Annotated in this window: 20 protein-coding genes and 1 riboswitch; of the genes, 8 read left to right on the top strand and 12 right to left on the bottom strand. The window is 67.3% G+C overall.

The annotated features are described in order from the left end of the window. Nucleotides 1-14 precede the first annotated feature (14 nt). Nucleotides 15-836 carry an LD-carboxypeptidase gene (locus Q5H94_RS19285; protein ID WP_304562884.1) on the top strand — a complete coding sequence of 274 codons (822 nt, stop codon included), beginning with the start codon at nucleotides 15-17 and terminating at the stop codon, nucleotides 834-836. On the opposite strand, the gene Q5H94_RS19280 is transcribed toward Q5H94_RS19285, so the two are convergent. From Q5H94_RS19280 to Q5H94_RS19270, 3 genes are read right to left on the bottom strand one after another with little or no spacing between them, the layout of a single operon-like run. Beyond that, complete coding sequence (locus tag Q5H94_RS19280) at nucleotides 833-1,498, bottom strand: Dph6-related ATP pyrophosphatase (protein ID WP_304562883.1); 666 nt, start codon at nucleotides 1,496-1,498, stop codon at nucleotides 833-835. The genes Q5H94_RS19285 and Q5H94_RS19280 overlap by 4 nt on opposite strands. Continuing rightward, nucleotides 1,495-2,430, bottom strand: a complete 936-nt coding sequence (locus Q5H94_RS19275) for a cobalamin-binding protein (protein ID WP_304562882.1) — start codon at nucleotides 2,428-2,430, stop codon at nucleotides 1,495-1,497. Before Q5H94_RS19275 ends, Q5H94_RS19280 begins: the two co-directional genes overlap by 4 nt. Then, nucleotides 2,427-2,969 carry a hypothetical protein gene (locus tag Q5H94_RS19270; RefSeq protein ID WP_304562881.1) on the bottom strand — a complete coding sequence of 181 codons (543 nt, stop codon included), beginning with the start codon at nucleotides 2,967-2,969 and terminating at the stop codon, nucleotides 2,427-2,429. Before Q5H94_RS19270 ends, Q5H94_RS19275 begins: the two co-directional genes overlap by 4 nt. A 191-nt stretch (nucleotides 2,970-3,160) precedes the next feature. After that, a riboswitch (cobalamin riboswitch) is annotated at nucleotides 3,161-3,342 on the bottom strand. Between the two features lie 169 nt (nucleotides 3,343-3,511). Between Q5H94_RS19270 and thrS the strand changes: the two genes are divergently transcribed. Together thrS and infC are read left to right on the top strand one after the other, a co-directional pair. After that, complete coding sequence (thrS, locus tag Q5H94_RS19265; RefSeq protein ID WP_304562880.1) at nucleotides 3,512-5,506, top strand: threonine--tRNA ligase; 1,995 nt, start codon at nucleotides 3,512-3,514, stop codon at nucleotides 5,504-5,506. A gap of 108 nt (nucleotides 5,507-5,614) precedes the next feature. Next, nucleotides 5,615-6,118 (top strand): translation initiation factor IF-3, encoded by a 504-nt coding sequence (gene infC, locus Q5H94_RS19260; protein ID WP_304562879.1) that lies wholly within the window; start codon nucleotides 5,615-5,617, stop codon nucleotides 6,116-6,118. 163 nt (nucleotides 6,119-6,281) lie between these two features. On the opposite strand, the gene Q5H94_RS19255 is transcribed toward infC, so the two are convergent. The 3 genes from Q5H94_RS19255 to Q5H94_RS19245 all read right to left on the bottom strand — a co-directional run bounded on the left by Q5H94_RS19255 (nucleotide 6,282) and on the right by Q5H94_RS19245 (nucleotide 9,893). Beyond that, the gene (locus Q5H94_RS19255) at nucleotides 6,282-6,638 is read right to left on the bottom strand and encodes a hypothetical protein (protein ID WP_304562878.1); all 357 of its coding nucleotides are present in this window, start codon (nucleotides 6,636-6,638) and stop codon (nucleotides 6,282-6,284) included. A gap of 101 nt (nucleotides 6,639-6,739) precedes the next feature. Then, nucleotides 6,740-7,123 carry a VOC family protein gene (locus Q5H94_RS19250; RefSeq protein ID WP_304562877.1) on the bottom strand — a complete coding sequence of 128 codons (384 nt, stop codon included), beginning with the start codon at nucleotides 7,121-7,123 and terminating at the stop codon, nucleotides 6,740-6,742. A gap of 19 nt (nucleotides 7,124-7,142) precedes the next feature. Further along, nucleotides 7,143-9,893, bottom strand: a complete 2,751-nt coding sequence (locus tag Q5H94_RS19245; RefSeq protein ID WP_304562876.1) for a [protein-PII] uridylyltransferase — start codon at nucleotides 9,891-9,893, stop codon at nucleotides 7,143-7,145. Nucleotides 9,894-10,024: 131 nt separating this feature from the next. Here Q5H94_RS19245 and Q5H94_RS19240 point away from each other — a divergent pair, with 131 nt between their 5' ends. Beyond that, entirely contained in the window at nucleotides 10,025-10,498 is a 474-nt protein-coding gene (locus Q5H94_RS19240; RefSeq protein ID WP_304562875.1) for a YbjN domain-containing protein, read from the top strand. On the opposite strand, the gene mutS is transcribed toward Q5H94_RS19240, so the two are convergent. Together mutS and Q5H94_RS19230 are read right to left on the bottom strand one after the other, a co-directional pair. Further along, nucleotides 10,482-13,052: a DNA mismatch repair protein MutS gene (gene mutS / locus Q5H94_RS19235; protein WP_304562906.1), complete on the bottom strand. Its 2,571-nt coding sequence runs from the start codon at nucleotides 13,050-13,052 to the stop codon at nucleotides 10,482-10,484. The genes Q5H94_RS19240 and mutS overlap by 17 nt on opposite strands. Nucleotides 13,053-13,232: 180 nt before the next feature. Continuing rightward, a complete protein-coding gene (locus Q5H94_RS19230) occupies nucleotides 13,233-13,982 on the bottom strand; it encodes an SDR family oxidoreductase (RefSeq protein WP_304562874.1) in 750 nt (249 codons plus the stop codon). A gap of 96 nt (nucleotides 13,983-14,078) precedes the next feature. Between Q5H94_RS19230 and Q5H94_RS19225 the strand changes: the two genes are divergently transcribed. Together Q5H94_RS19225 and Q5H94_RS19220 are read left to right on the top strand one after the other, a co-directional pair. Next, nucleotides 14,079-14,462, top strand: a complete 384-nt coding sequence (locus Q5H94_RS19225) for a winged helix-turn-helix transcriptional regulator (RefSeq protein ID WP_304562873.1) — start codon at nucleotides 14,079-14,081, stop codon at nucleotides 14,460-14,462. A gap of 58 nt (nucleotides 14,463-14,520) precedes the next feature. Next, a complete protein-coding gene (locus Q5H94_RS19220) occupies nucleotides 14,521-16,782 on the top strand; it encodes an NADP-dependent malic enzyme (protein WP_304562872.1) in 2,262 nt (753 codons plus the stop codon). 111 nt (nucleotides 16,783-16,893) lie between these two features. Here the strand turns inward: Q5H94_RS19220 and Q5H94_RS19215 are convergent, their stop codons facing one another. Then, complete coding sequence (locus Q5H94_RS19215) at nucleotides 16,894-17,346, bottom strand: hypothetical protein (protein ID WP_304562871.1); 453 nt, start codon at nucleotides 17,344-17,346, stop codon at nucleotides 16,894-16,896. A 200-nt stretch (nucleotides 17,347-17,546) separates the two neighbouring features. Here Q5H94_RS19215 and Q5H94_RS19210 point away from each other — a divergent pair, with 200 nt between their 5' ends. Continuing rightward, nucleotides 17,547-18,116 (top strand): CHAP domain-containing protein, encoded by a 570-nt coding sequence (locus tag Q5H94_RS19210; RefSeq protein ID WP_304562870.1) that lies wholly within the window; start codon nucleotides 17,547-17,549, stop codon nucleotides 18,114-18,116. A 1-nt stretch (nucleotide 18,117) separates the two neighbouring features. Here Q5H94_RS19210 and msrB read toward each other — a convergent pair whose 3' ends face one another. After that, nucleotides 18,118-18,603: a peptide-methionine (R)-S-oxide reductase MsrB gene (msrB, locus tag Q5H94_RS19205; protein WP_304562869.1), complete on the bottom strand. Its 486-nt coding sequence runs from the start codon at nucleotides 18,601-18,603 to the stop codon at nucleotides 18,118-18,120. 151 nt (nucleotides 18,604-18,754) lie between these two features. Here msrB and Q5H94_RS19200 point away from each other — a divergent pair, with 151 nt between their 5' ends. Beyond that, on the top strand, nucleotides 18,755-19,039 hold the full coding sequence (locus Q5H94_RS19200) for a hypothetical protein (RefSeq protein WP_304562868.1): 285 nt from the start codon (nucleotides 18,755-18,757) through the stop codon (nucleotides 19,037-19,039). On the opposite strand, the gene Q5H94_RS19195 is transcribed toward Q5H94_RS19200, so the two are convergent. Together Q5H94_RS19195 and Q5H94_RS19190 are read right to left on the bottom strand one after the other, a co-directional pair. Then, a complete protein-coding gene (locus Q5H94_RS19195) occupies nucleotides 19,032-20,279 on the bottom strand; it encodes an ABC transporter permease (RefSeq protein WP_304562867.1) in 1,248 nt (415 codons plus the stop codon). The two genes, Q5H94_RS19200 and Q5H94_RS19195, sit on opposite strands and share 8 nt — an antisense overlap. Then, nucleotides 20,276-21,211 carry an ABC transporter ATP-binding protein gene (locus Q5H94_RS19190; protein WP_431312197.1) on the bottom strand — a complete coding sequence of 312 codons (936 nt, stop codon included), beginning with the start codon at nucleotides 21,209-21,211 and terminating at the stop codon, nucleotides 20,276-20,278. Before Q5H94_RS19190 ends, Q5H94_RS19195 begins: the two co-directional genes overlap by 4 nt. Nucleotides 21,212-21,283 lie beyond the last annotated feature (72 nt).

The following is a 21,283-nucleotide window of genomic DNA, read 5'->3' as shown; positions in this document are numbered from 1 at the left end:
TCGGGATTGAAGCCATGAAAATCGCAGTCTGCGCGCCCGCTGGCCGCATCGATCCCATCGTCGAGCCGCGGATCAAGGCGTTGGCGGCGATCACCTTTCCGCAGGTCGAGATCGTGTTCCATCCGCAATGCTTTCTGCAGGACGGGCATTTCGCCGGATCGGACGCGGTGCGCGCGGCGGCGTTCCTGGAGTTCGCCAACGATCCGGCGTTCGACGCGATCTGGTTCGCGCGCGGGGGCTACGGATCGAACCGCATCCTGCACGATGTGATGCCGAAGCTCGGCACAGCCGCGAAGCACAAGACCTATCTCGGCTATTCGGACATCGGCTTTATGCTCGGCGCGCTCTACGCCGCGCGGATCGGGCGGCCGACACATGGGCCGGTCTGTTCGGAGATCAACCGCAAGGACGACCAGGGGCATTGCGCGATGCGCGCGCTCGCGTGGCTGGTGAACGGCGACAAGGCCTCGCTCGAGCCGAGCCTCGACGGCAAGCGGCCGGTGGCGGCGTTCAACCTCTCGATCCTCAACGCGCTGATCGGCACGCACTGGCTGCCCGACCTCACCGATCACGTGCTGATGATCGAGGAAGTGTCCGAGCCGCTCTACCGCGTCGACCGGATGCTGTTCCAGATGGCGCACGCGACGCAGTTGAAGGGCATCGCCGGGGTGCGGCTGGGGCGGATCACCGACGTAATCCCCAACACGCCCGAATTCGCCGAAACGCCCGAGCAGATGATCACGCGCTGGTGCGGCGAGATGGGCGTGCCCTATCTCGGCCCCGCCGACATCGCGCATGACGCGGCCAACAAGGTCGTGCCGTTCGGAGTAATCTAGGCGGGAATCAGGTCGCGGAAGGCGAAGCCGTCGCGGATGACGGTCTCGCCGATCTCGATCGCGACGGGCGCGGCGAAATCGGGGCCATCGAAGACGAAGCTGTGGAACTCGCCATTCTCGCCGCAGGGATCGACGCCGGGCGGCAGATCGGCGAGCAGCGCGGCATCATAGGCGCGACCGGCGAAGCTGGCGTCGAGCACCGACAGATCGACGCAGACCAGCACCGCGCGGAAGCCCGCCGCGATGAAGGCTTCCGCGAACGCGCGCGTGTCGCGGCCCCAGACCGGGAACACCGCCTCCAGCCCCAGGGGCTGCAGCATCGCCTCGCGATAGGCGCGGATATCTTCGAGGAAGAGATCGCCGAACGCGACGTGCCGCGTGCCCGCCGCGCGGTGCCGGTCCAGCGCCGCCGTCATCGCCGCCTCGTATCCGCCGTTGTCGGTCCCGGCATCGATGAACACGCGCTCGACCGGCAGTCCGAGCGCCGCCGCCTGCCGGTCGAGCAGCTCGGCGCGGACGCCGTGCATGCTGATCCGGTCGTAATCGCGCGTGACGGTGGTGAGCAGGCCGGTGACGCGCCACTCGTCCGCGCGTTGCAGGTCGTGGAGCGCGACGCAGCTGTCCTTGCCGCCGCTCCAGCACATCAGCACCGGCTGGGTCACGCGGGTACGCTCTCCAGCCGCCGCCAGCCCATGCCTTCATGCGTGCCGCCGTCCATCGCCGCGATAGTCTCGGCGATGATCTGCGCCGATTCGACGAGGCGCGGGCCCGGCCGGTTGAAATAATGATGCCCGTCCGCGACGAACACGCGGCCCTTGCGCACGGCGGTGAGGTCGCGCCAGCCGGGGCGGCTGATGAGCGGGGCGAGATCGCCCAATGTCTGCGGGATCTGATAGCCGCAGGGCATCATCACGATGAGATCGGAATCGGCGGCGACGAGCGCATCCCAGTCGAGCCACGGCGAATGTTGGCCCGGTGCGGCGAACAGGGGCGTGCCCCCGGCGATCTCGATCAGTTCGGGCACCCAATTGCCGGCCGCCATCAGCGGATCGATCCATTCGATCGCGGCGACGGTGGGCCGCGATCCGCGCGCGGCGCTTTTCGCGCGCAGCGTTTCGAGCCGGTCCTGCAATTGCGCGACCGCGCTCTCGGCCGCCGCCTCCCGACCCGTGGCTGCGCCGACGCTGCGGAGATCGCCCCACACGTCGCCGAGCGCATCGGGCGCGAACGAAAGCAGCACGGGCGCGGTGCCGGTCCAGTCCGACAGCGCCTCCTCGAGATCGCGCGGCGTGACGGCGCAGACCGCGCATTGCGATTGCGTCAGGATCACGTCGGGCCGCAGCGAGCGCAGCAGCGGCGCGTCGACTTCGTAGACGGAGAGGCCCTGCCGAACGATCTCCTGCACGCGGTCGTCGATCTGCAGCGATGTCAGCCCTTTTTCGAGCTTGGTCGACGTGCAGACCGGGAGTGCCGCCACGAACGGCGGGAAGTCGCATTCGTGGCTGCGGCCGACCAGCCCGTCGCCCAGGCCGACGGCGACCGCGATCTCGGTCGCGCTCGGCAGCAGCGAGACGACGCGGGGAAGCGCGGTCATGCCGACCGGAGCGCGAGGCCCGCGCCGAACCATCCCGGCGCGGCGCGCGTCAGGCCAAGGTGCAGCGCGATCAGCGCGGCGAACCACAGCGCATCATTGGCGGCGAGCTGCGCGATGATCGACAGCGTGAAGGTGCCGGCACCACCCGCGACGAGCGCGAAGGCGAACAGCGCGGCCTCATAGGCGACGAAGGCGGCCACGAAACCCGCGAACAGACGCCAGCCGAAATCGCGGCGCGTGCCGAGGAGCGTGGCCGCCACGAGCATCGCCGCGAGGCTGGCGAGCAGCAGCGCCGCGCCCCAGCTCAGCGCGAAGGCATCGAGCGGGAAGCCGAGCAGGCCGAAGCCGAGCATCTGGTTGATCGCCCACACCCCGCCGATGGTCAGCGCGGCGCGACCGCGCGGCATCGTCGCGGCGCTGGCGACCGCCACGCCGACGAACGGCATCATGCACGCGGTCACCAGCGTGCCGAGGATCGCCGTGGCGGCGAGCGCCAGCGGCCAGAGGAAGGATTCGTTCGTCGAGCGAGTGGCAGACATGGCATTTTATCCCAGGCGTCGAGCGACCAGGCCGGGGCGTCCGCTACTCACGGCCGGCAAGACGCGCGGGGCGGACGCGATTGCGCCCCGCAAGCCCTGACCGGTGCGGCCCCGGCCGCATGTTCGCCGCTCAGACGAAGGATTCGCACCCGGCCAATCCCATGAGCCGGGCAAGAGCGACACGCGCCGGGCGGTCTCCTGGCTCGCGGGTCACAGCACCACATGCGCCTTCCCAAGCGTCTCGCCCACAAGGGCGTTTCGGCTCAGTGGCCGCGGGCGCGTCGCCTTGCCCGCCTGCACGTCGTGCTCGCCGCTCACAGTTGCAGGGACAGCTGCAGAATTGCCCGCAAAACGCGGGCGCACTGCATTCCCGTTACCGGCGCGATTGCGGGCCGCGATGAAGAGGCCCGCGCTTCGTCTAGCGGCCGCGCGCGGATTTTCAAAGCGGATCATGGCATGCTCGCACATCGCTCCGCGCTTGCTTATATAGCTCCCGCCCGCATAAGCGGCGCCTTTCACAACGCAGAAAGCCCGTATCTCCCATGTCCGAAATGTTCCGCATCACGCTGCCCGACGGTTCCGTCCGTGAGGTAGCCCCGGGGACCACCCCGGCGGACATTGCCGCGGCGATCGGGCCGGGGCTGGCGAAGGCGACGCTCGGCGCGCGCGTCGACGGCGAACTGCGCGACGTGATGCGGCCGTTCGAGGGCGATGCCAAACTGGCTTTGGTGACGGCGAAGGACGAGGCCGACGCGCTGGAGCTGGTGCGCCACGATTATGCGCACGTCCTCGCGGAAGCCGTTCAGCAGCTTTTCCCCGGCACGCAGATCACCTTCGGCCCATCGACGGACGACGGCTTCTACTATGATTTCGCGCCGAAAGACCGGCCGTTCACGGAAGAGGATCTGCCCGCGATCGAGGAGGCGATGCGCGGCATCATCCGCGCCGACAAGCCGCTGCGCCGTGAAGTGTGGGACCGTGCGACGCTGATCTCGCGCTGGAAGCAGCAGGGCGAAAATTTCAAGGCCGAATGGGCCGCAGACCTGCCCGGCGACGAGCCGCTGACGGTCTATTGGTCGGGCGAGGACTGGCTCGATATGTGCCGGGGGCCGCATCTCGCCTCTACCGGCAAGCTCGATCCCGATGCCTTCAAGCTGACGCGCGTGTCGGGCGCATACTGGCGCGGCGACCAGAACAACGCGATGCTGTCGCGCATCTACGGCACGGGCTGGCTCAACAAGAAGCAGCTCGCGGAGCATCTCACGCGGCTGGAGGAGGCCGCCAAGCGCGATCACCGCAAGATCGGGCAGGAGATGGACCTGTTCCACCTCCAGTCGGAGGCGCAGGGCTCGGTGTTCTGGCATCCCAAGGGCTATCTGATCTGGCGCGCGCTGGAGGCGTATATGCGCCGCCGGCTCGATGCCGCTGGCTATGTCGAGGTCAAGACGCCGCAGCTGATGGACTCGCGCCAGTGGGAGCAGTCCGGCCATTGGGGCAAGTACCGCGAGAATATGTTCGTGGTGCCCGACGAAGTGCCCAATACCGAGGACGAGGGTCCGATCCTGTCGGGCAAGGCGGGCCTCATGGCGCTCAAGCCGATGAATTGCCCGGCGCATGTGCTGATCTTCCGCCAGGGCATCAAATCCTACCGCGAGCTGCCGCTGCGCATGGCCGAGTTCGGCTGCTGCCACCGCAACGAGGCGCATGGCGCGCTCCACGGGCTGATGCGCGTGCGCCAGTTCACGCAGGACGATGCGCACATCTTCTGCCGGCAGGATCAGCTCGTCGAGGAAGTGCGGCTGTTCTGCGAATTGCTCGACGTGATCTACAAGGATCTCGGCTTCGAGAAATACGCGATCAAGCTGGCGCTGCGCCCCGACAAGCGTTTCGGTTCGGAAGAGATGTGGGACTGGTCCGAACAGTCGCTGCGCGATGCCGTCGCCGCGACGGGGCGCGACACGCCGGAGTTCGGGTGGGAGGAATTGCCGGGCGAGGGTGCTTTCTACGCGCCGAAGCTGGAGTTCCACCTGACCGACGCGATCGGCCGGACGTGGCAGTGCGGCACGCTGCAGACCGACACGGTGCTGCCCGAGCGGCTCGATGCATCCTATGTCGGCGACGATGGCGAGCGGCACCGCCCGGTGATGCTGCACCGCGCGATCCTCGGCACGTTCGAACGTTTCCTCGGCATCCTCATCGAGCATCACGCCGGCCGCTTCCCGCTGTGGCTGGCGCCGGTGCAGGCGGTGGTGGCGACGATCGTGTCCGACGCCGACGGCTATGCCGCCGAGGTGGCGGAGAAGCTCAAGGCGGCGGGGCTGCGCGTCGAGACCGACGTGCGCAACGAGAAGATCAACTACAAGGTGCGCGAACATTCGCTCGCCAAGGTTCCGAACCTGCTCGTCGTCGGCAAGCGCGAGGCGGAGGAAGGCACCGTCGCGCTGCGCCAGTTGGGCAGCGAGCGGCAGCAGGTGCTGAAGCTCGACGAGGTGATCGCGATGCTCAAGGCCGAGGCGACCCCGCCCGATCTGCGATAGTCGCGGCACGCACCTTTCAAGATCGCTTAATTTCCCCTATATAGGGACGTTACAGAAACCACAGGAGCAATACCCATACGTCCTCCCATGAACCGCCAGGCGCCGCCGATGAATGGCCCTCGCTTCAACGAATTCATCCAGTCGCAGAAGGTTCGGGTCATTGACCAGGACGGCGAAAATCTTGGCGTGATGTACACGCGCGAGGCAATGGAGCAGGCGCGCGAGGTCGGGCTCGACCTGGTCGAAGTGTCGCCCAACGCCGATCCGCCCGTCGCCAAGTTCCTCGATGTCGGCAAGTTCAAGTACGAGGCGCAGAAGAAGGCGAACCTCGCACGCAAGTCGCAGAAGACGCAGGAGATCAAGGAGATCAAGATGCGTCCGAACATCGACGACCATGATTACGACACCAAGATGAAGAAGATCATCGAGTTCATCGGTGAGGGCGACAAGGTGAAGGTCACGCTGCGCTTCCGCGGCCGCGAGCTTTCGCACGGCCAGCTTGGCATGGTGCTGCTCCAGCGCGTGCAGGCCGATGTGGTCGAGACCGCCAAGGTCGAGGCCTATCCGCGCATGGAGGGCCGCCAGATGCTGATGGTGCTGGCGCCGAAGTGAAGTTCGAGCGGAATAGCGAGAGCTATTCCGCGTCTCGCGAACGAACCGGACGGCGGGTCGGCAAAGCCGAACCCGGCCGACGGCGCGGCTTCGCCGCGACGGGCTCCTCTTTAAAAAGCAGAATCCCGGATCAGTCCGGGATGCCGCTGTTCAGCCGTAACCGCTAGGTGCCGCGATTTGCCGAGGCGTGGCCCAGCAGCCAGGCTTCCGCTTCGGCATCCTCGCCGGACTGAAAAAAGCCGTAGTGATCGTACGCCTCGGCCATGCGCTTGGTTTGCATCTTCTGCAGCGTGCTGCCGACGAGAATGGCGACGCGGAGCGCCTTGGTGCCGGCGCTCGCCGCGAACCGCTGGAACCGCTCGACCATCGCCGGTGACCAGATCGCGGCGCCGCGGAAATCGGCGTGATAGAGATAGGTTCCCGGCCTGCAGCCCGCCCTTGCCAGCGTGTCCATCGCGGCATCGAGTTCCACCGCGAAGGCGGTCGCTGTCGCATCGTCCCAGAATCCGACGAAGGTCATGCGGATCAGCGATCTGGCGGGATCCGTCTCAATTCGAAAAGATGGCGCGTCAGCCATGCAAGTGCCTCTGATTGTTCAACGATGTGGCCTCGACGGCTGGGTCAGGAGGCCGGCGGTTCCCACAATTCGATGGCATTGCCTTCGGGATCGTGGATGCGTGCGAACTGGCCGGTCGCGGGGTCGTTCCATTCGGGCTTGGTGATGATCTCCACGCCCGCCGCGTTGAGTTGCTCCAGCAGCGAATCGAGGTCGCGCACGCGGAAATTGAGCATGAACGCCTTGTCGGCGGCGAAATAGTCGGTGTCGGCCTTGAACGGCGCGAACACGATCGGGCCGCCCTCCACCTGCCAGGTCCATTCGTCGGCCTCTGCGCCCTCGACCGCGCTGCAACCCGCGCCGACGCCGAGGTGTTCGCGATACCAGGCCGACAGCGCGTCGGGGTCTCTGCTCCGAAAGAACAGTCCGCCGATTCCGAGTACGGGCATGGTCGAATCTCCACGCAGATCAGGCTGCTGCGACGAGTTTCTCACCCCTTGCCGCGCCGAGCAAGCGGCGTTCGATCGTCTTGAGCCGCGACGTGCTGGCGATCTTGTCGCCGGTGAGATCGGTCAGATAGAAGGTATCGACCGCGCGCTCGCCGTAGGTTGCGACGTGCGCCGAGTGGATCGTCACCTTCGAATCATAGAGCGCGTGCGCGAGCTGGTGGAGCAGTGCCGGGCGGTCGCGCGCGTTGACCTCGATCACGGTGAAGCGGTTCGAGGCCTTGTTCTCGATCAGCACGTTGGGCGCGATCGGGAAGGCGTCGGCGCGCGGGCGGGGGAGCGGCTTGGCCATCAGCTTGTCGAACAGGCGCGTGCGCGAGGCGAGCGAATCCTCGATCGCGGTCTTGAGGCGGGTAAGCTGCGCGGGATCGTCGAACGATCCGCCCATCGGATCCTGCACGAGGAAATTGTCGAGCGCCATGCCGTCGCGGGTGGTGTGGATGCGCGCGTCGATGATGTTGCCGCCCGCCAGGCTGATCGCGCCGGCGATGCGGTAGAACAGGCCGGGATGATCGGCGGCATAGACGGTGACGAGCGTCGCGCCGCGCTCTCGATCGACCTGCGTGTCGATCGAGAGGCGTGCGTCGCCCGCCGCAGACACCATGTGGGCGTTGCTGGCGAGCACGGCATCGGGCTCGGCCACCCAATAGGGATCGGGCAGGCGCCGGAGCAGCGCGTCGAAGCGCGCCTCGTCCCAGCCGAGCGTCGCGCGGAGCGCATCCTGCTTGGCGGCGATGCGTTCGCCGCGGCCCTTCTGCTTGTGGCCCAGCCGCAGCACCTCCTCGGCACTCTCGTAGAGATCGGTGAGGAGCTGGCGCTTCCAGCTGTTCCAGACGCCGGGGCCGACCGCGCGAATGTCGACGACGGTGAGCAGCAGGAGCAGGCGCAGGCGCTCTGGGCTCTGCACCAGTTCGGTGAAGTCGAGGATCGTCTTGAAGTCCGACAGGTCGCGCTTGAACGCGGTCGCCGACATCAGGAGATGCTGGCGCACCAGCCAGGCGACCGTCTCGGTCTCCGCCGGCGACAGGCCGAAGCGTGGGCAGAGGCGGTGCGCGACATCCGCGCCGAGCACCGAGTGATCGCCGCCGCGCCCCTTGGCGATATCGTGGAGCAGCACCGCCACGAACAGGGCACGCCGCGACACGATCTGGCGGATCACCACGCTGGCGAGCGGATGATCGTCGTCGAGCTCGCCCTTCTCGATGCGGGCGAGCAGGCCGATGGCGCGGATCGTGTGCTCGTCGACGGTATAATGGTGGTACATATCGAACTGCATCTGCGCGACGACGCGGCCGAAATCGGGCACGAAACGGCCGAACACGCCCGCCTCGTTCATCCAGCGCAGCACCGTCTCGGGATCGCGGGCGCTGGTCAGCACGTCGAGGAACAGCGCGTTGGCGCGCCCGTCCTGACGGATATCGTCGGCGAGTTTCGCGTCGCGCGCGGCGGCGCGGATGGTCAGCGGGTGGATCTCGAGGCTGTGGAGGTCGGCGAGCGCGAACAGCTCGATCAGGCGGACGGGGTTCTTCTGGAAGAAATCGTCCGCCGGAATGGCGAGGCGGCCGCGCTCCATCACGAAGCCGTCGAGCTTGCGCGGGGCGCGGCGGCCCAGCACGGCGAGGCCGAAGCGCTTGCCACGGCTCGCGAATTTCTCGTCGAGATGCGCAAGGAACACGCCCGTCAGATCGCCCACGCGCTTCGCCTGCAGGAAATAATATTGCATGAAGCGCTCGACCTTCGACTTGCCCGGCCGGTCGGCGAAGCGCATGCGGTCGGCGATCTCGGTCTGCAGGTCGAAAGTGAGGCGGTCCTCGGCGCGGCCGGCGATGCTGTGCAGGTGGCAGCGCACCGCCCAGAGGAAATTCTCGGCGCGGTTGAACTGGCGATATTCGGTGCGGCTGAGCAGCCCGGCCTCGACCAGCTCGCCCGGCTCGCTGACGTTATAGGCGTATTTGCCGATCCAGAAGAGCGTGTGGAGATCGCGCAGGCCCCCCTTCGCTTCCTTGACGTTGGGCTCGACGGCGTAGCGCGTGTCGCCCATGCGCTTGTGCCGCACGTTCCGCTCGGCGAGTTTCTCGGCGATGAAGGTGCGCGCGGTGTCGGCCTGCACCTCCGCCTTGAAGCGGCGCGCGGCCTCGTCATAGAGCGCCTGATCGCCCCAGACGTAGCGCGCCTCGAGCAGGGCGGTGCGGATCGTGATGTCGCCCTTGGCCTGGCGCACCATCTCGTCGAGCGAGCGGCTGGAATGGCCGACCTTCAGCCCGAGATCCCACAAGGCGTAGAGCATCGATTCGATGACCTGTTCGGCCCAGCCGGTCTGCTTCCAGGGCGTGAGGAAGCCGATATCGACGTCGGAATAGGGCGCCATCTCGCCGCGCCCGTAGCCGCCGACGGCGATGATCGCGATCCGCTCCGACGCGGTCGGATTGTGAACCGGATAGAGCCGCTGCGTCGCGAAATCGTAGAGCAGGCGGACGATCTGGTCGGTCAGGAATGCCTGCGCCGCCGCGATCTCCAGCCCGCGCGAGGGATGTTCGACGAGGCGGCGCGCGATCTCGACGCGGCCGGCGTCGAGCGCGGCCTTCAGCAGCGCGGTGCCGGCCATGCGCAGCGCGACCGAATCCTTCGCCTCCAGCACGTCGAGGGCATCGGCGATGCCGCGCCGATCGATGATCGCACGGCGTTGCGGCAGGGTGTCGAAGCGCGAAGGCATCCGATGCACATAGGGGCTCGCGCGCAGTCCGTCACGAGGGCAGCGGCGTGGCGGATGCGGAAGAAATACAATCGTCTGATCGGTAGATGGTCCATAGACCGGACGCAGTATTTCCAGTGGGGGAACGGACCATGTCAGTCTTGATGGCAATCGCGCTCGCCGCCGCGGCACCGGCGGACAGCGATCTGCTCGAACTCGCCACGCCGCAGCAGATCGTGGCGGCGATGCAGCAGGCGGGATATCGCGCGGACCTGAAGAAGGAAAACGGCGTGCCGCTGATCGACAGCGCCGCCAATGGATCGCCGTTCGTCCTGTACCTCTACGATTGCGAGACGGGAAAGTGCTCCGGGCTCGACTTTCAGGCGATGTACCGGCCCGATCCGTTCTACACCGCCGAACTCGCGAACGAATGGAATTCCAGCAATCGCTTCCTGAAGATCTCGGTCAATCCGAAAGGCGAGCTGCGCGAATGGGTGCATTATTCGGTGGTCGGCAAGGTGACGCGCGCCAATTTCAAGAACGCCATCGCCTGGTTCACCGAGATGGACGTGAAGCTGACGCGCTTCCTGGAAGCCAAGCGCGCCGCCGCTACAGAAGCGCCTTGAGCCGGTAGAGCTGCTCCAGCGCCTCGCGCGGGGTGAGGGCGTCGGCATCGATCGCGGCAAGGACGTCGCGCAAGGTGTCGACCGTTTTCTCCTCCTCCTGTGCGGCGGCGGCGAACAGCGGCAGATCGTCCAGCCCCGCCGCGAGGCCGCCGGTCTTGGCGCGGCCCGCCTCGAGCTTGTCGAGCACCGCCTTGGCGCGCTTGATCGTGACGGGAGGCAGCCCGGCGAGGCGCGCGACCGCGAGGCCGTAGCTGCGGTCGGCGGGGCCTTCCGACACTTCGTGGAGCAGGACGAGATCGCCCTTCCACTCGCGCGCGCGGACGTGGTGCAGGGTAAGCGCGTCGCAGCGTTCGGCGAGGCGGGTCAGCTCGTGATAATGCGTCGCGAACAGGCAGCGACAGCGATTGTCCTCGTGGATCGCCTCGACCACGGCCCAGGCGATGGCAAGGCCGTCATAGGTCGAAGTGCCGCGCCCGACCTCGTCGAGGATGACGAAGCTGCGCGGCGTCGCCTGCGCGAGAATGGCCGCCGTCTCGACCATCTCGACCATGAAGGTCGAGCGGCCGCGCGCGAGATTGTCCGACGCGCCGACGCGGCTGAACAGGCGGTCGACCAGCCCGAGCGTGGCGGAGGATGCGGGCACATAGGCGCCCGCCTGCGCGAGCACGGCGATCAGCGCGTTCTGGCGCAGGAAGGTCGACTTGCCGCCCATGTTGGGGCCGGTGACGAGCCACAGGCGCGAATCCTCGCTGAGCTTGCAGTCGTTGGCGACGAAACGCTCGCCGCGCTTCGCCAGTGCATCCTCGACGACCGGATGGCGGCCGCCCTCGATCTCGAAACAGCTATGGTCGACCAGTGCGGGGCGGACCCATCCGCCCTCGACCGCGCGATCGGCGAGGCCCGCCGCCGCATCGAGCCGGGCGAGCGCGTCGGCGGTGGCGGCGATCGCCTCGCGCCCGTCGAGCGCGGTCTGCGTCAGATCCTCGAGATGCGCGGCCTCGGCAGCGATGGCGTGCGCGCCCGATTGCGACACCTTCATCGCGACCTCGTGCAGGTCGGCGGCGTTGAAGCGTACGACGCCCGCAAGCGTCTGGCGGTGGGTGAAGCCGCTGTCGGGCGCCATCAGCGCGTCCGCCACGCGCGCCGCGACCTCGATATGATAGCCGAGCACGCCGTTGTGCTTGATCTTGAGCGAGGCGATGCCGGTGCGGCTGCGATAGTCCGCCTCCAGCGCGGCGATGGCCCGCCTGCCGCCCGCGCCGGTGTCGCGCAAATCGTCGAGCGCGGCGTCATAGCCGGGCGCGATATAGCCGCCGTCCGACGCGTCGATCGGCGGCATCGCGACGAGCGCGCGCGTGAATAGGTCGATCAGCGCGCCGTGCCCGCGCAGGCGCGGGGCGAGATCGGCGAGCAGCGCGGGCGGTTGCTCGATCCGGCCGAGCTTTTCGCCCAGCCGCCACGCACCGTCGAGCCCATCGCGGAGCTGACCGAGATCGCGTGGGCTACCGCGCCCCGCCGCGATCCGCCCGAGCGCGCGACCGATATCGGGGAGGGCGCGCAAGGTTGCGCGCAGGCTTTCGCGCAACCCGCCGTCTTCATGGAAAAGGCGGACAAGATCGAGCCGCGCCTCGATGGCCGTGCGGTCGAGCAGCGGCGCGCCGAGATCGGCGGCGAGCAGCCGCGCGCCCGCGCCGGTCACCGTGCGGTCGACCGCGTCGAGCAGGCTGCCCTTGCGCGCGCCTGACGTCGTGGCGGTGAGTTCGAGGCTCTCGCGCGTCGCCGCGTCGATCGCCATCGCCGCCCTGGTGTTGCGCAGGACGGGCGGGCGCAGGAAGGGGAGCGCGCCCTTGGCGGTATGATCGAGATAGGCGATCAGCCCCCCCGCCGCTGCCAGCCCGGCGCGGCTGAACGCCCCGAAGCCGTCGAGCGTGGCGACGCCGTAGAGCTCGCGCAGCCGCGCCTCGCCGCGCGCGCTGTCGAAGCCGGGTTTGGGGCGCAGCGTCGTCGCGGCCTCGGCGAAGGCGCTGTCCTCGGCGACGATCGTCTCGGCGGGGTTGAGCCGCGCGAGTTCTGTGGTGAGGTTGGCGGCACCCGTTTCGATCAGCTCGAAACGGCCGGTCGATATGTCGGCGGCGGCGACGGCGACCTCGCCGCCAGCCTCGCCGATGGCGACGCACCAGTTGGCCGCGCGCGCGTCGAGCAGCGCTTCCTCGGTCAGCGTACCGGCCGTAACGACGCGGATGATGCCGCGTTCGACCAGCGCCTTCGATCCGCCGCGCTTCTTCGCCTCGGCGGGCGTCTCTGTCTGGTCGGCGATGGCGACGCGGTGGCCGGCCTTGATCAGCCGCGCGAGATAGCCTTCGGCGGCATGGGCCGGCACGCCGCACATCGGGATGGGCTTGCCCTCATGCTCGCCGCGCGCGGTCAGCGCGATGTCGAGCGTTGCGGAGGCGGCCCTGGCGTCATCAAAGAACAGTTCGAAGAAATCGCCCATCCGGTAGAACAGCAGGCAATCCTGCGCATCCGCCTTCAGCGCGAGATATTGCGCCATCATCGGGGTGGGGGCGGAGGTCATCCCGCCGTCGATAGCGAGACGTTAGGGTCGGCGCAAAGGGGCGGATTTCCCAAAAACGTCACCCCGGCCTTGAGCCGGGGTTCCGCTTTTTCTTCGGGCGGAGGGAAGAAGCGGAACCCCGGATCAAGTCCGGGGTGACGGGATACGATTTAATGCGACTTAATGCGACCCGTTCAGCATCGCATATACCTCGGCGTATTTCCCGTCGCGTTCCGCGTTGCGCAGGAAGAGGACACGCTGGACGGTGTTTTCGGGGCCGTGCGGGTGCGCCTCGAACAATGCCATCGTCTCGTCGATATAGGCCTGGAGCGGCATCGAATTGGGGTTGTCGGCGTGGCCCGGCATCAGATCGGTCGCGACACCCGGCGGGGCGATCTCGATCACGTCGATGTTCGTCTCCGCAAGCTGGCTGCGCAGCGACTGCGACCAGCTGTGGATCGCGGCCTTGGTGGCGCAATAGGTCGGCGTCAGCACCAGCGGTACGAAGGCCAGGCCCGATGAGACCGTCACGATCGTCGCTTTGGGTTGCGCGCGCAGATGCGGGAGCAGGGCGGCGGTCAGGCGGATCGGCCCGAGCAGGTTGGTCGCGATCGTCGCCTCGACGCGGTCGAGGTCGAAATCCTCGAGCAGCTTTTCCTGCTGCATGATGCCCGCATTGTGAATGACGACGTTGAGCGCGGGATGATCGGCGACGATCTGCGCCGCGAACGGCGCGATCGCAGCGGCATCGGCGATGTCGAGCTGCGCGGTGGCGATGCCGGGCGCCTTGGCGGCGACGGCTTCCAGCGCGTCGAGGCGGCGGCCCGCGATGATGACGGTGTTGCCCTTCGCCTGCAGCGCCAGCGCGAGTGCCTCGCCGATACCCGATCCGCCGCCGGTGATGAGAATGGTGTTGCCGGTGATGTCCATGATTGGCGCTCCTTCAGAATGGTGGACGCCAGATAGGCGTTCAGTTACGATTGGAAAGTAGGCACCGGAAAGTTCGGTACTTACCGAAAGGATACTATGGGTGATCTTCCCTGGCCGACCGACATCGACCCGCGCGTCGAGGAACTCGTGACCGAGGTGATCGGGCGCGTGGCCGACAAATGGACGATGGTCGTGCTCGACGTGCTGGCCGAACATGGCGAGCTGCGCTTTTCCAGGCTCGCGGCATTGTCTGACGGGATCAGCCAGAAGATGCTGACGCAGACGGTGCGCGCGATGGAGCGCGACGGGCTCGTCGTCCGCACCGTCCATCCGGTCGTGCCGCCGCGCGTCGAATACAGATTGACCGATCTCGGTATCAGCCTCGCGCAGGCGTTTTGCGGCGTCTGGCTGTGGGCGGCGGCCAATCTGGAGCGAATCCACGCTTCCCGCGACGCTTTTGACAGCCGGATATTGCCCTGACGGGTTCCCCTTGGCGGTTAATCGCGTCTAAGGCGAAACGATAACGAGAGGCCTCCCCATGTCTAACGAATCCACCGTCCAGTTTTCCGAGCGCGAGGCGCTGCTGTTCCATTCGGAAGGGCGCCCCGGCAAGATCGAGATCATCGCGTCGAAGCCGATGGCGACGCAGCGCGATCTGGCGCTGGCCTATTCGCCCGGCGTCGCGGTGCCGGTGCTGGCGATCGCGGAGGATCCGGCGACCGCGTACGACTATACCGCCAAGGGGAATCTCGTCGCCGTCATCTCCAACGGCACGGCGATCCTCGGGCTCGGCAACCTCGGCGCGCTCGCCTCGAAGCCGGTGATGGAAGGCAAGGCGGTGCTGTTCAAGCGCTTCGCCGACGTCGATTCGATCGACATCGAACTCAAGACCGAGGACGTGCAGCGCTTCATCGACGCGGTCGAGCTGATGGAGCCGAGTTTCGGTGGCATCAATCTTGAGGACATCAAGGCCCCCGAATGCTTCATCATCGAGCAGACGCTGCGCGAGAAGATGAACATCCCGGTGTTCCATGACGACCAGCACGGCACCGCGATCATCGCCGCCGCGGGCCTGATCAACGCCGCCTTCCTGACGGGCCGCGCGATGAAAGATCTGACCGTCGTCGTGAACGGCGCGGGGGCCGCCTCGATCGCCTGCACCGAACTGATCAAGGCGATGGGCGTGCCCGGCGATCAGGTGATCATGTGCGATTCCAAGGGCGTGATCTATCAGGGCCGCACCGAGGGCATGAACCAGTGGAAGTCTGCGCACGCCGTCGTCACCGACAAGCGCACGCTGGCCGAGGCGCTCGACGGGGCGGATGTGTTCATGGGCCTGTCGGTGAAGGGCGCGGTGACGCAGGACATGGTGCGCAAGATGGCGCCCAAGCCGATCATCTTCGCGATGGCCAACCCGGACCCCGAGATCACCCCGCCCGAGGCGATGGCGGCGCGGCCCGACGCGATCGTCGCGACCGGGCGTTCGGATTATCCGAACCAGGTCAACAACGTGCTCGGCTTCCCGTTCATCTTCCGCGGTGCGCTCGACGTGCGCGCCACGGGGATCAACGATGCGATGAAGATCGCCGCCGCAGAGGCGCTGGCCGCGCTCGCGCGCCAGCAGGTGCCCGAGGAAGTCGCGCTGGCTTACGGCGTGCAGCACAGCTTCGGGCCCGAATATATCATTCCCGCGCCGTTCGATCCGCGCCTGATGGAGGTCGTGCCGGTTGCGGTCGCGAAGGCGGCGATGGATTCGGGCGTCGCCACCAAGCCGATCCTCGACGTCGAGGCATACCGGCAGGAACTGCGCGCGCGGCTCAACCCGACCACGTCGGTGCTGACGCTCGCCTATGAAGGCGCGCGGGCGCGGCCGAAGCGCGTGCTGTTCGCGGAAGGGGAAGAGGAAGTCGTGCTGCGCGCGGCGATCGCCTTCAAGGACGGCGGCTACGGCGTGCCGGTGCTGGTCGGCCGCGACGACGTGCCCGACCGGCTCCGCGCGCTGGGCGTGACGGACCCGGAAAGTTACGAGCTGCACAACAGCCGCATATCGCCGCTGGTGCCGCGGATGGTCGATTTCCTCTACGAACGGCTGCAGCGGCGCGGCTATCTGCGCCGCGATTGCGAACGGATGATCAATCAGGACCGCAATATCTTCGGCGCGGTGCTGCTCCAGCTCGGCGAGGCCGACGCGATGATCACCGGCACGACGCGGACCTACGCGCACGCCCTGCGCGAAGTGCGCCGCGTGATCGATCCGAAGGCGGGCGAGACATCCTGCGGCATTCACGTGCTGGTCGGGCGCAGCCACACCGTGTTCCTGGCCGATACGATGGTCAACGAGCGGCCCAACCCGGAGCAGCTTGCCGACATCGCCGAGCAGACTGCGTCGGTCGCGCGCAAGATGGGGCATGAGCCGCGCGTCGCCTTCCTCAGCTATTCGACCTTCGGCAATCCGGCGGGCAGCTGGCTCGACAATGTCCGCGCGGCGGTGAAGATCCTCGACAGCCGTCAGGTCGGTTTCGAATATGAAGGCGAAATGCCACCAGACGTGGCGCTCAATCCGAAGCAGCTGGCGAATTATCCGTTCGCGCGCCTTTCCGGCCCGGCCAACGTGCTGGTGATGCCGGGCCTGCAATCGGCCAACATCTCGGCGAAGCTGCTGCGCGAGCTCGGCGGCGACGCGGTCATCGGCCCGATGCTGGTCGGCATGGAGAAGAGCGTGCAGATCGCCACCATGTCCTCGACGGCGAGCGAGCTGGTGACGCTGGCGGTGCTCGCGGCGGGTGGAATCGCGCGCTGATCTCTCAAGCGCGCGTCCTGAGTAGCCGCTGAGCCTGTCGAAGGACTGCGTTTTCGATGCGCGCCTTCGACTTCGCTCCGTCGCCGCTCAGGACGAACGGAAATTGGGCACCTAGTTCGCCCGCACTCGCACGAACGCGCTCGAGACCCAGCCTGACTGGCACGGCCCTGCATAGGCCTCGGGCGCGGCGACGGGGTTGCTGACGCCGCAGTCGCCGCCGTTCGCGTCGGGGACCACGACACCCTGCCAGCGCTGATCGAGCGAGCGCGTGCAAAGCACCAGCGACTGGCCGTTTGCCAGACGCGCGAGCTCCTTGCCCTCCGCGAACGGCGCGGCGCGCAAGGGGAGGTAGGCCTGTCCGCCGGGCGACAGATCGGTCACCGTTCCCACCGCAGCGCAGGCCGCGAAGGCCGCGCCGGTTTCGCCGATCCGCACCGGCTGGACACCGGGCGAAAGCGCTTCCTCCTGCCGGTTGCCGTTGTAGAGAGTCGTGTCGTCGGGGGTGCCGCTCGACGGATGGCAAGCGAGCAGAAGCAGGCAAAGAGCCGGTACGGCGGATTTCATCGGTGATTCTTAGCCCTGCCCCCGTAGATTTACGAGGGGCAACCGCACTTCGCCGCGCCGCAGCACGATCGAAAAGGCGGTTATCGTCCCTGAAACACGGTTCGTCGGAAAAGGTTCCGTTCGTCCCGCAAGCGGGGTTTCCTCCGGTCGTTCGACCTGCTTGTTAGGATTAACGAAGCCAAAGACCTTTGGGGGGTCGCATGAATTTTCGAGCTATCGCAGCGCGATTCGCGCTGGTGTTGTCCTGCGCCCTGATGGGATCGACGGTCGTGGCCGCGCCCGCATCGGCGCAGTTCTGGCAGTGCGCTCCCTATGCCCGCACCATTTCCGGCATTCAGATCCGCGGCAACGCCAACACCTGGTGGAGCCAGGCCGCTGGCCGCTATGCGCGCGGCCATGCGCCCAAGGTCGGCGCGGTTCTCGCTTTCTCTTCCACCGGCAAGATGCGCCTCGGTCATGTCGCGATGGTGAGCGGCGTGGTGAGCGACCGCGAAGTCCTGCTGACGCATGCCAACTGGTCGCGTCGCGGCGGCGTGGAGACGAACGTTCGTGCAGTCGATGTGTCGCCGAACGGCGACTGGAGCATGGTAAAGGTGTGGTACGGCCCACAGGGCGGGCTCGGCACCACGGCCTATCCGACCAAGGGCTTCATCTACGCCGACCATGACGGCAGCTTCGACATCGCGCCGGAGGCCGATGCCCCGGCCGTGCCGATGACCCTCGCCAGCGTCGGCGCACGCACCGGCATGACCAAGGTCGCAGCGTTCTGAGTCAGGCCGGTTTGAAGGCCAGCGATACGCCGTTCATGCAATAGCGTTTGCCGGTCGGCTTCGGCCCGTCATCGAAGACGTGGCCGAGATGGCCGCCACAACGGCGGCAATGCACCTCCACCCGCGACATGCCGAGCGAGCCGTCCTCGCGCGTGCGCACGGCATTGGCGAGCGGCGCCCAGAAGCTGGGCCAGCCCGTCCCGCTGTCGAATTTCGTCCTGGATGAAAAGTTCGGCAGGCCGCAGCCCGCGCAGGCGAACGTGCCGCTGCGATGTTCCTTGTTGAGCGGGCTGGTGAAGGGCGTTTCGGTGCTTTCGTGGCGCAGCACCTGATAGGCCTGCGGCGAGAGTTTCGCCTTCCACTGCGCATCGGTGAGTTTGAATTCGAAATGTTCGGGCGGAGCGGCAGTGGCACCGCGGCAGCCGAACAGCGCGGCGGCGGCCGCGCCGGTCGTGGTGAGGGTCAGGAAGGTGCGGCGATCCGGCATGATTTGTCCTCGCGCTATCGAGCGGTCTTCGGACGCACATACGCGCCGGTTACCGCCAAAGATGCATCGGCGATTCCGGTTGATAGCGATCAAGCGTCGGAACCGCCGGCGTGGTCGCGCGCTTAGGACCGAGGCATCGTGAAAGATATATATGACGTTTCAACAGCTTGATCCGCCCGTTCCGTTGCATGTTCTCGACAAGGGGCCCGGATTCGCCATCGCGGTGATCGATTACGGGCAGGAGCACAATCTTATCTGGGTGACGGCGATCAACGAGACCGGCGAAATCTGGTGCGCGCCGAACCCGCGTGTGCGGATGCCGTCCAACTGGACGATGGGGCGCAAGCAGCCCCCCGCCGTCGAGCCGCGCGGCGGTGGCGATTGTTCCGGCGCGTCGGAACCGACGATCGCGGTGGAGACGGTGAAGCCTAGCTAGGGGCTCGGAATCTGAGCGGTCTATACGACCAACCCTGCCAGTTGAACTTCCCTCCGCCCGATTGCAGCACGCCGCGCCGGAACGCGCGCGCGCCGATCGTGATGGCGATAGCAACCCATAGGGCCTGCCATGCGAGGGCGGCAATGTGCGGCCAGATCTGCGGATAGATCGCGGCGTGGGCGGCCATCGCGAACGGTGAGCTGAACGGGAACACTTCCGCGAAGGTCGTCAGCCAGCCGCCGCCGCCATTGGCTGTGCGCAGTGCAAGGCCGAACATCGCGACCTGCACGATGGTGATCGGCAGCGAGAGCATCTGCAGCTCGCGCGGCGTCGACGCCTGCGCACCGATGCCGAGGAACACGGCGCCGAGCAACAGATATGCCATCGCGAAATAGGCGAAGAACAGGATCGCGAACACCGGCATGCCGATCGCAGGGCCGATACCCGACAGGCCGCCCGCCATGCTCGCCGGCAGCAGTATCGGCAACTGGCTGACCAGAGTCCCCCAGAACAGCACGAACAGGATCGCGGAGCCGAACAGGCCGATCAGCTTGCCGAAGAACACCGCCTCCAGCGGGACGGCGGCGGCGAGCACCTCGATCACCTTGTTGTTGCGCTCCTCCATCATCGTGCCGACGACCTGGCCCGACAGCATCAGCGACAGGATGAAGATGCCCAGCACGCTGAACAGCGCGGCGTTGTTGTGTCCCCCCGACGAGACCTGCTTGCGCTCGATCGAGACGAGGTTGGCCTTGGTCAGCGGCGTCATGCCGGCCTTGTCGGCGCGTATCGTGTTTTCGGCGAGGCCGGCGAGGTAGCGCGCGCCGCGACCGCCGCCGACATAGAGGATCGTGGGTTTGGCGAGGTCGCCGTAGAGGACGGCGACGGCATCCATGTCGCCGGACTTGAAGGCGGCGTGCGCCTGCGCCGCAGGATCGGCCTCTGGCGCGCGCAGCACCAGCACCGGCGGCTCGTCGCCGCGCCCGAACAGATCGCGCTGGCGGGTGTCGATCTCGTGCATCTGCGCCTGACGCGCGGGGGCGACGATGGCGATGAGGCGCGCCTTCTCGGCCGATCCGCTTGCCACCGCAGCGGCACCGCCGCCGCCGATCAGCCCGAAGGAGAGCATGAAGACCGGCGAGAGCAGGAACAGCAGGAAGGTCGGCGTGAAGACGGTGGCGACGAAATCGCGGCGTGCGATGGTCAGCGTCTGGCGGAGCATGCGGGCGGTGGTGCTCATGCCTGCGTCTCCTCGGCGGGCGGGGTTCCGGCGGCGGTGCTGCCGACGATGCGGACGAAGGCATCGTGCAGGCCGGGGCGCTCCATCGACAGGCCGGCGATGCCGTAGCCGCCCTCGATCAGCCGTTTGAGCGCCGCCTCGACGCCGCCGTCCGGCACCGAGAAGCGCCAGCCAGCCGGGGTCTGCACGGCGTCGGCGGGGAGGAAGGCCGCGAGGCCGGGGTCTTCGCGATCGGGCACGTAGCGCGCGCGCATCGGCAGCATCCCGCGCGCCTCGTCGACGGTGCCCTCGAAACGGTGCTTGCCGCCGGCGATGATCGTCAGCCGGTCGCACAGCCGTTCCGCGTGCGCCATGACGTGGGTGGACATGAGGATCGTCGCGCCGCGATCGCGCTCGGCGAGGATCATCGCCTCGAGCTTTTCCTGATTGACCGGGTCGAGGCCCGAGAAGGGTTCGTCGAGAACGAGCAGATCGGGCTGGTGGACGACCGAGCCGAGCAACTGGACGAGCTGCGCCATGCCCTTCGACAATTTGCGGATCTTGCTGTCGACGGCATGGCCGAGCCCGGCCTGTTCGAGCAGCGTCACCGCCCGCTTGCGCCCGGTGGCGAGATCGAGACCGCGCAGCGCGCCGAGGAAGGCGACGGCGTCCTTGGCCTTCATCGCCGGGTACAGCCCGCGTTCCTCGGGCAGATAGCCGACGCGGTCGCTGGCATCGCGCGGGTGGCTTGCGCCGAGCAGGGTGCGGCTGCCGCCGTCGGGCTCGATGATGCCGAGCAGCATGCGCAAGGTGGTCGTCTTGCCTGCGCCGTTGGGGCCGAGCACGCCGTAGATCGCGCCCTTCGGCACGGCGATATCGACCCCGTCGACCACGCGCTTCCCGCCGAAATTCTTGATGAGGCCGCTCGCGCTGACCGCCAGTTCACTGCTCAAGGACAACCCACTTTCCGTTCGCCCTGAGCTTGTCGAAGGGCTGTTCTTCTTGTCGACGTTTAGAAGAAAGGG

Origin of the sequence: Sphingomonas immobilis (genome assembly GCF_030580995.1) — a bacterium.
Lineage (GTDB): Bacteria > Pseudomonadota > Alphaproteobacteria > Sphingomonadales > Sphingomonadaceae > Sphingomonas > Sphingomonas immobilis.
The sequence above is the reverse complement of the archived record's forward strand: the minus strand, read 5'-3'. Positions and strand labels throughout refer to the sequence as shown.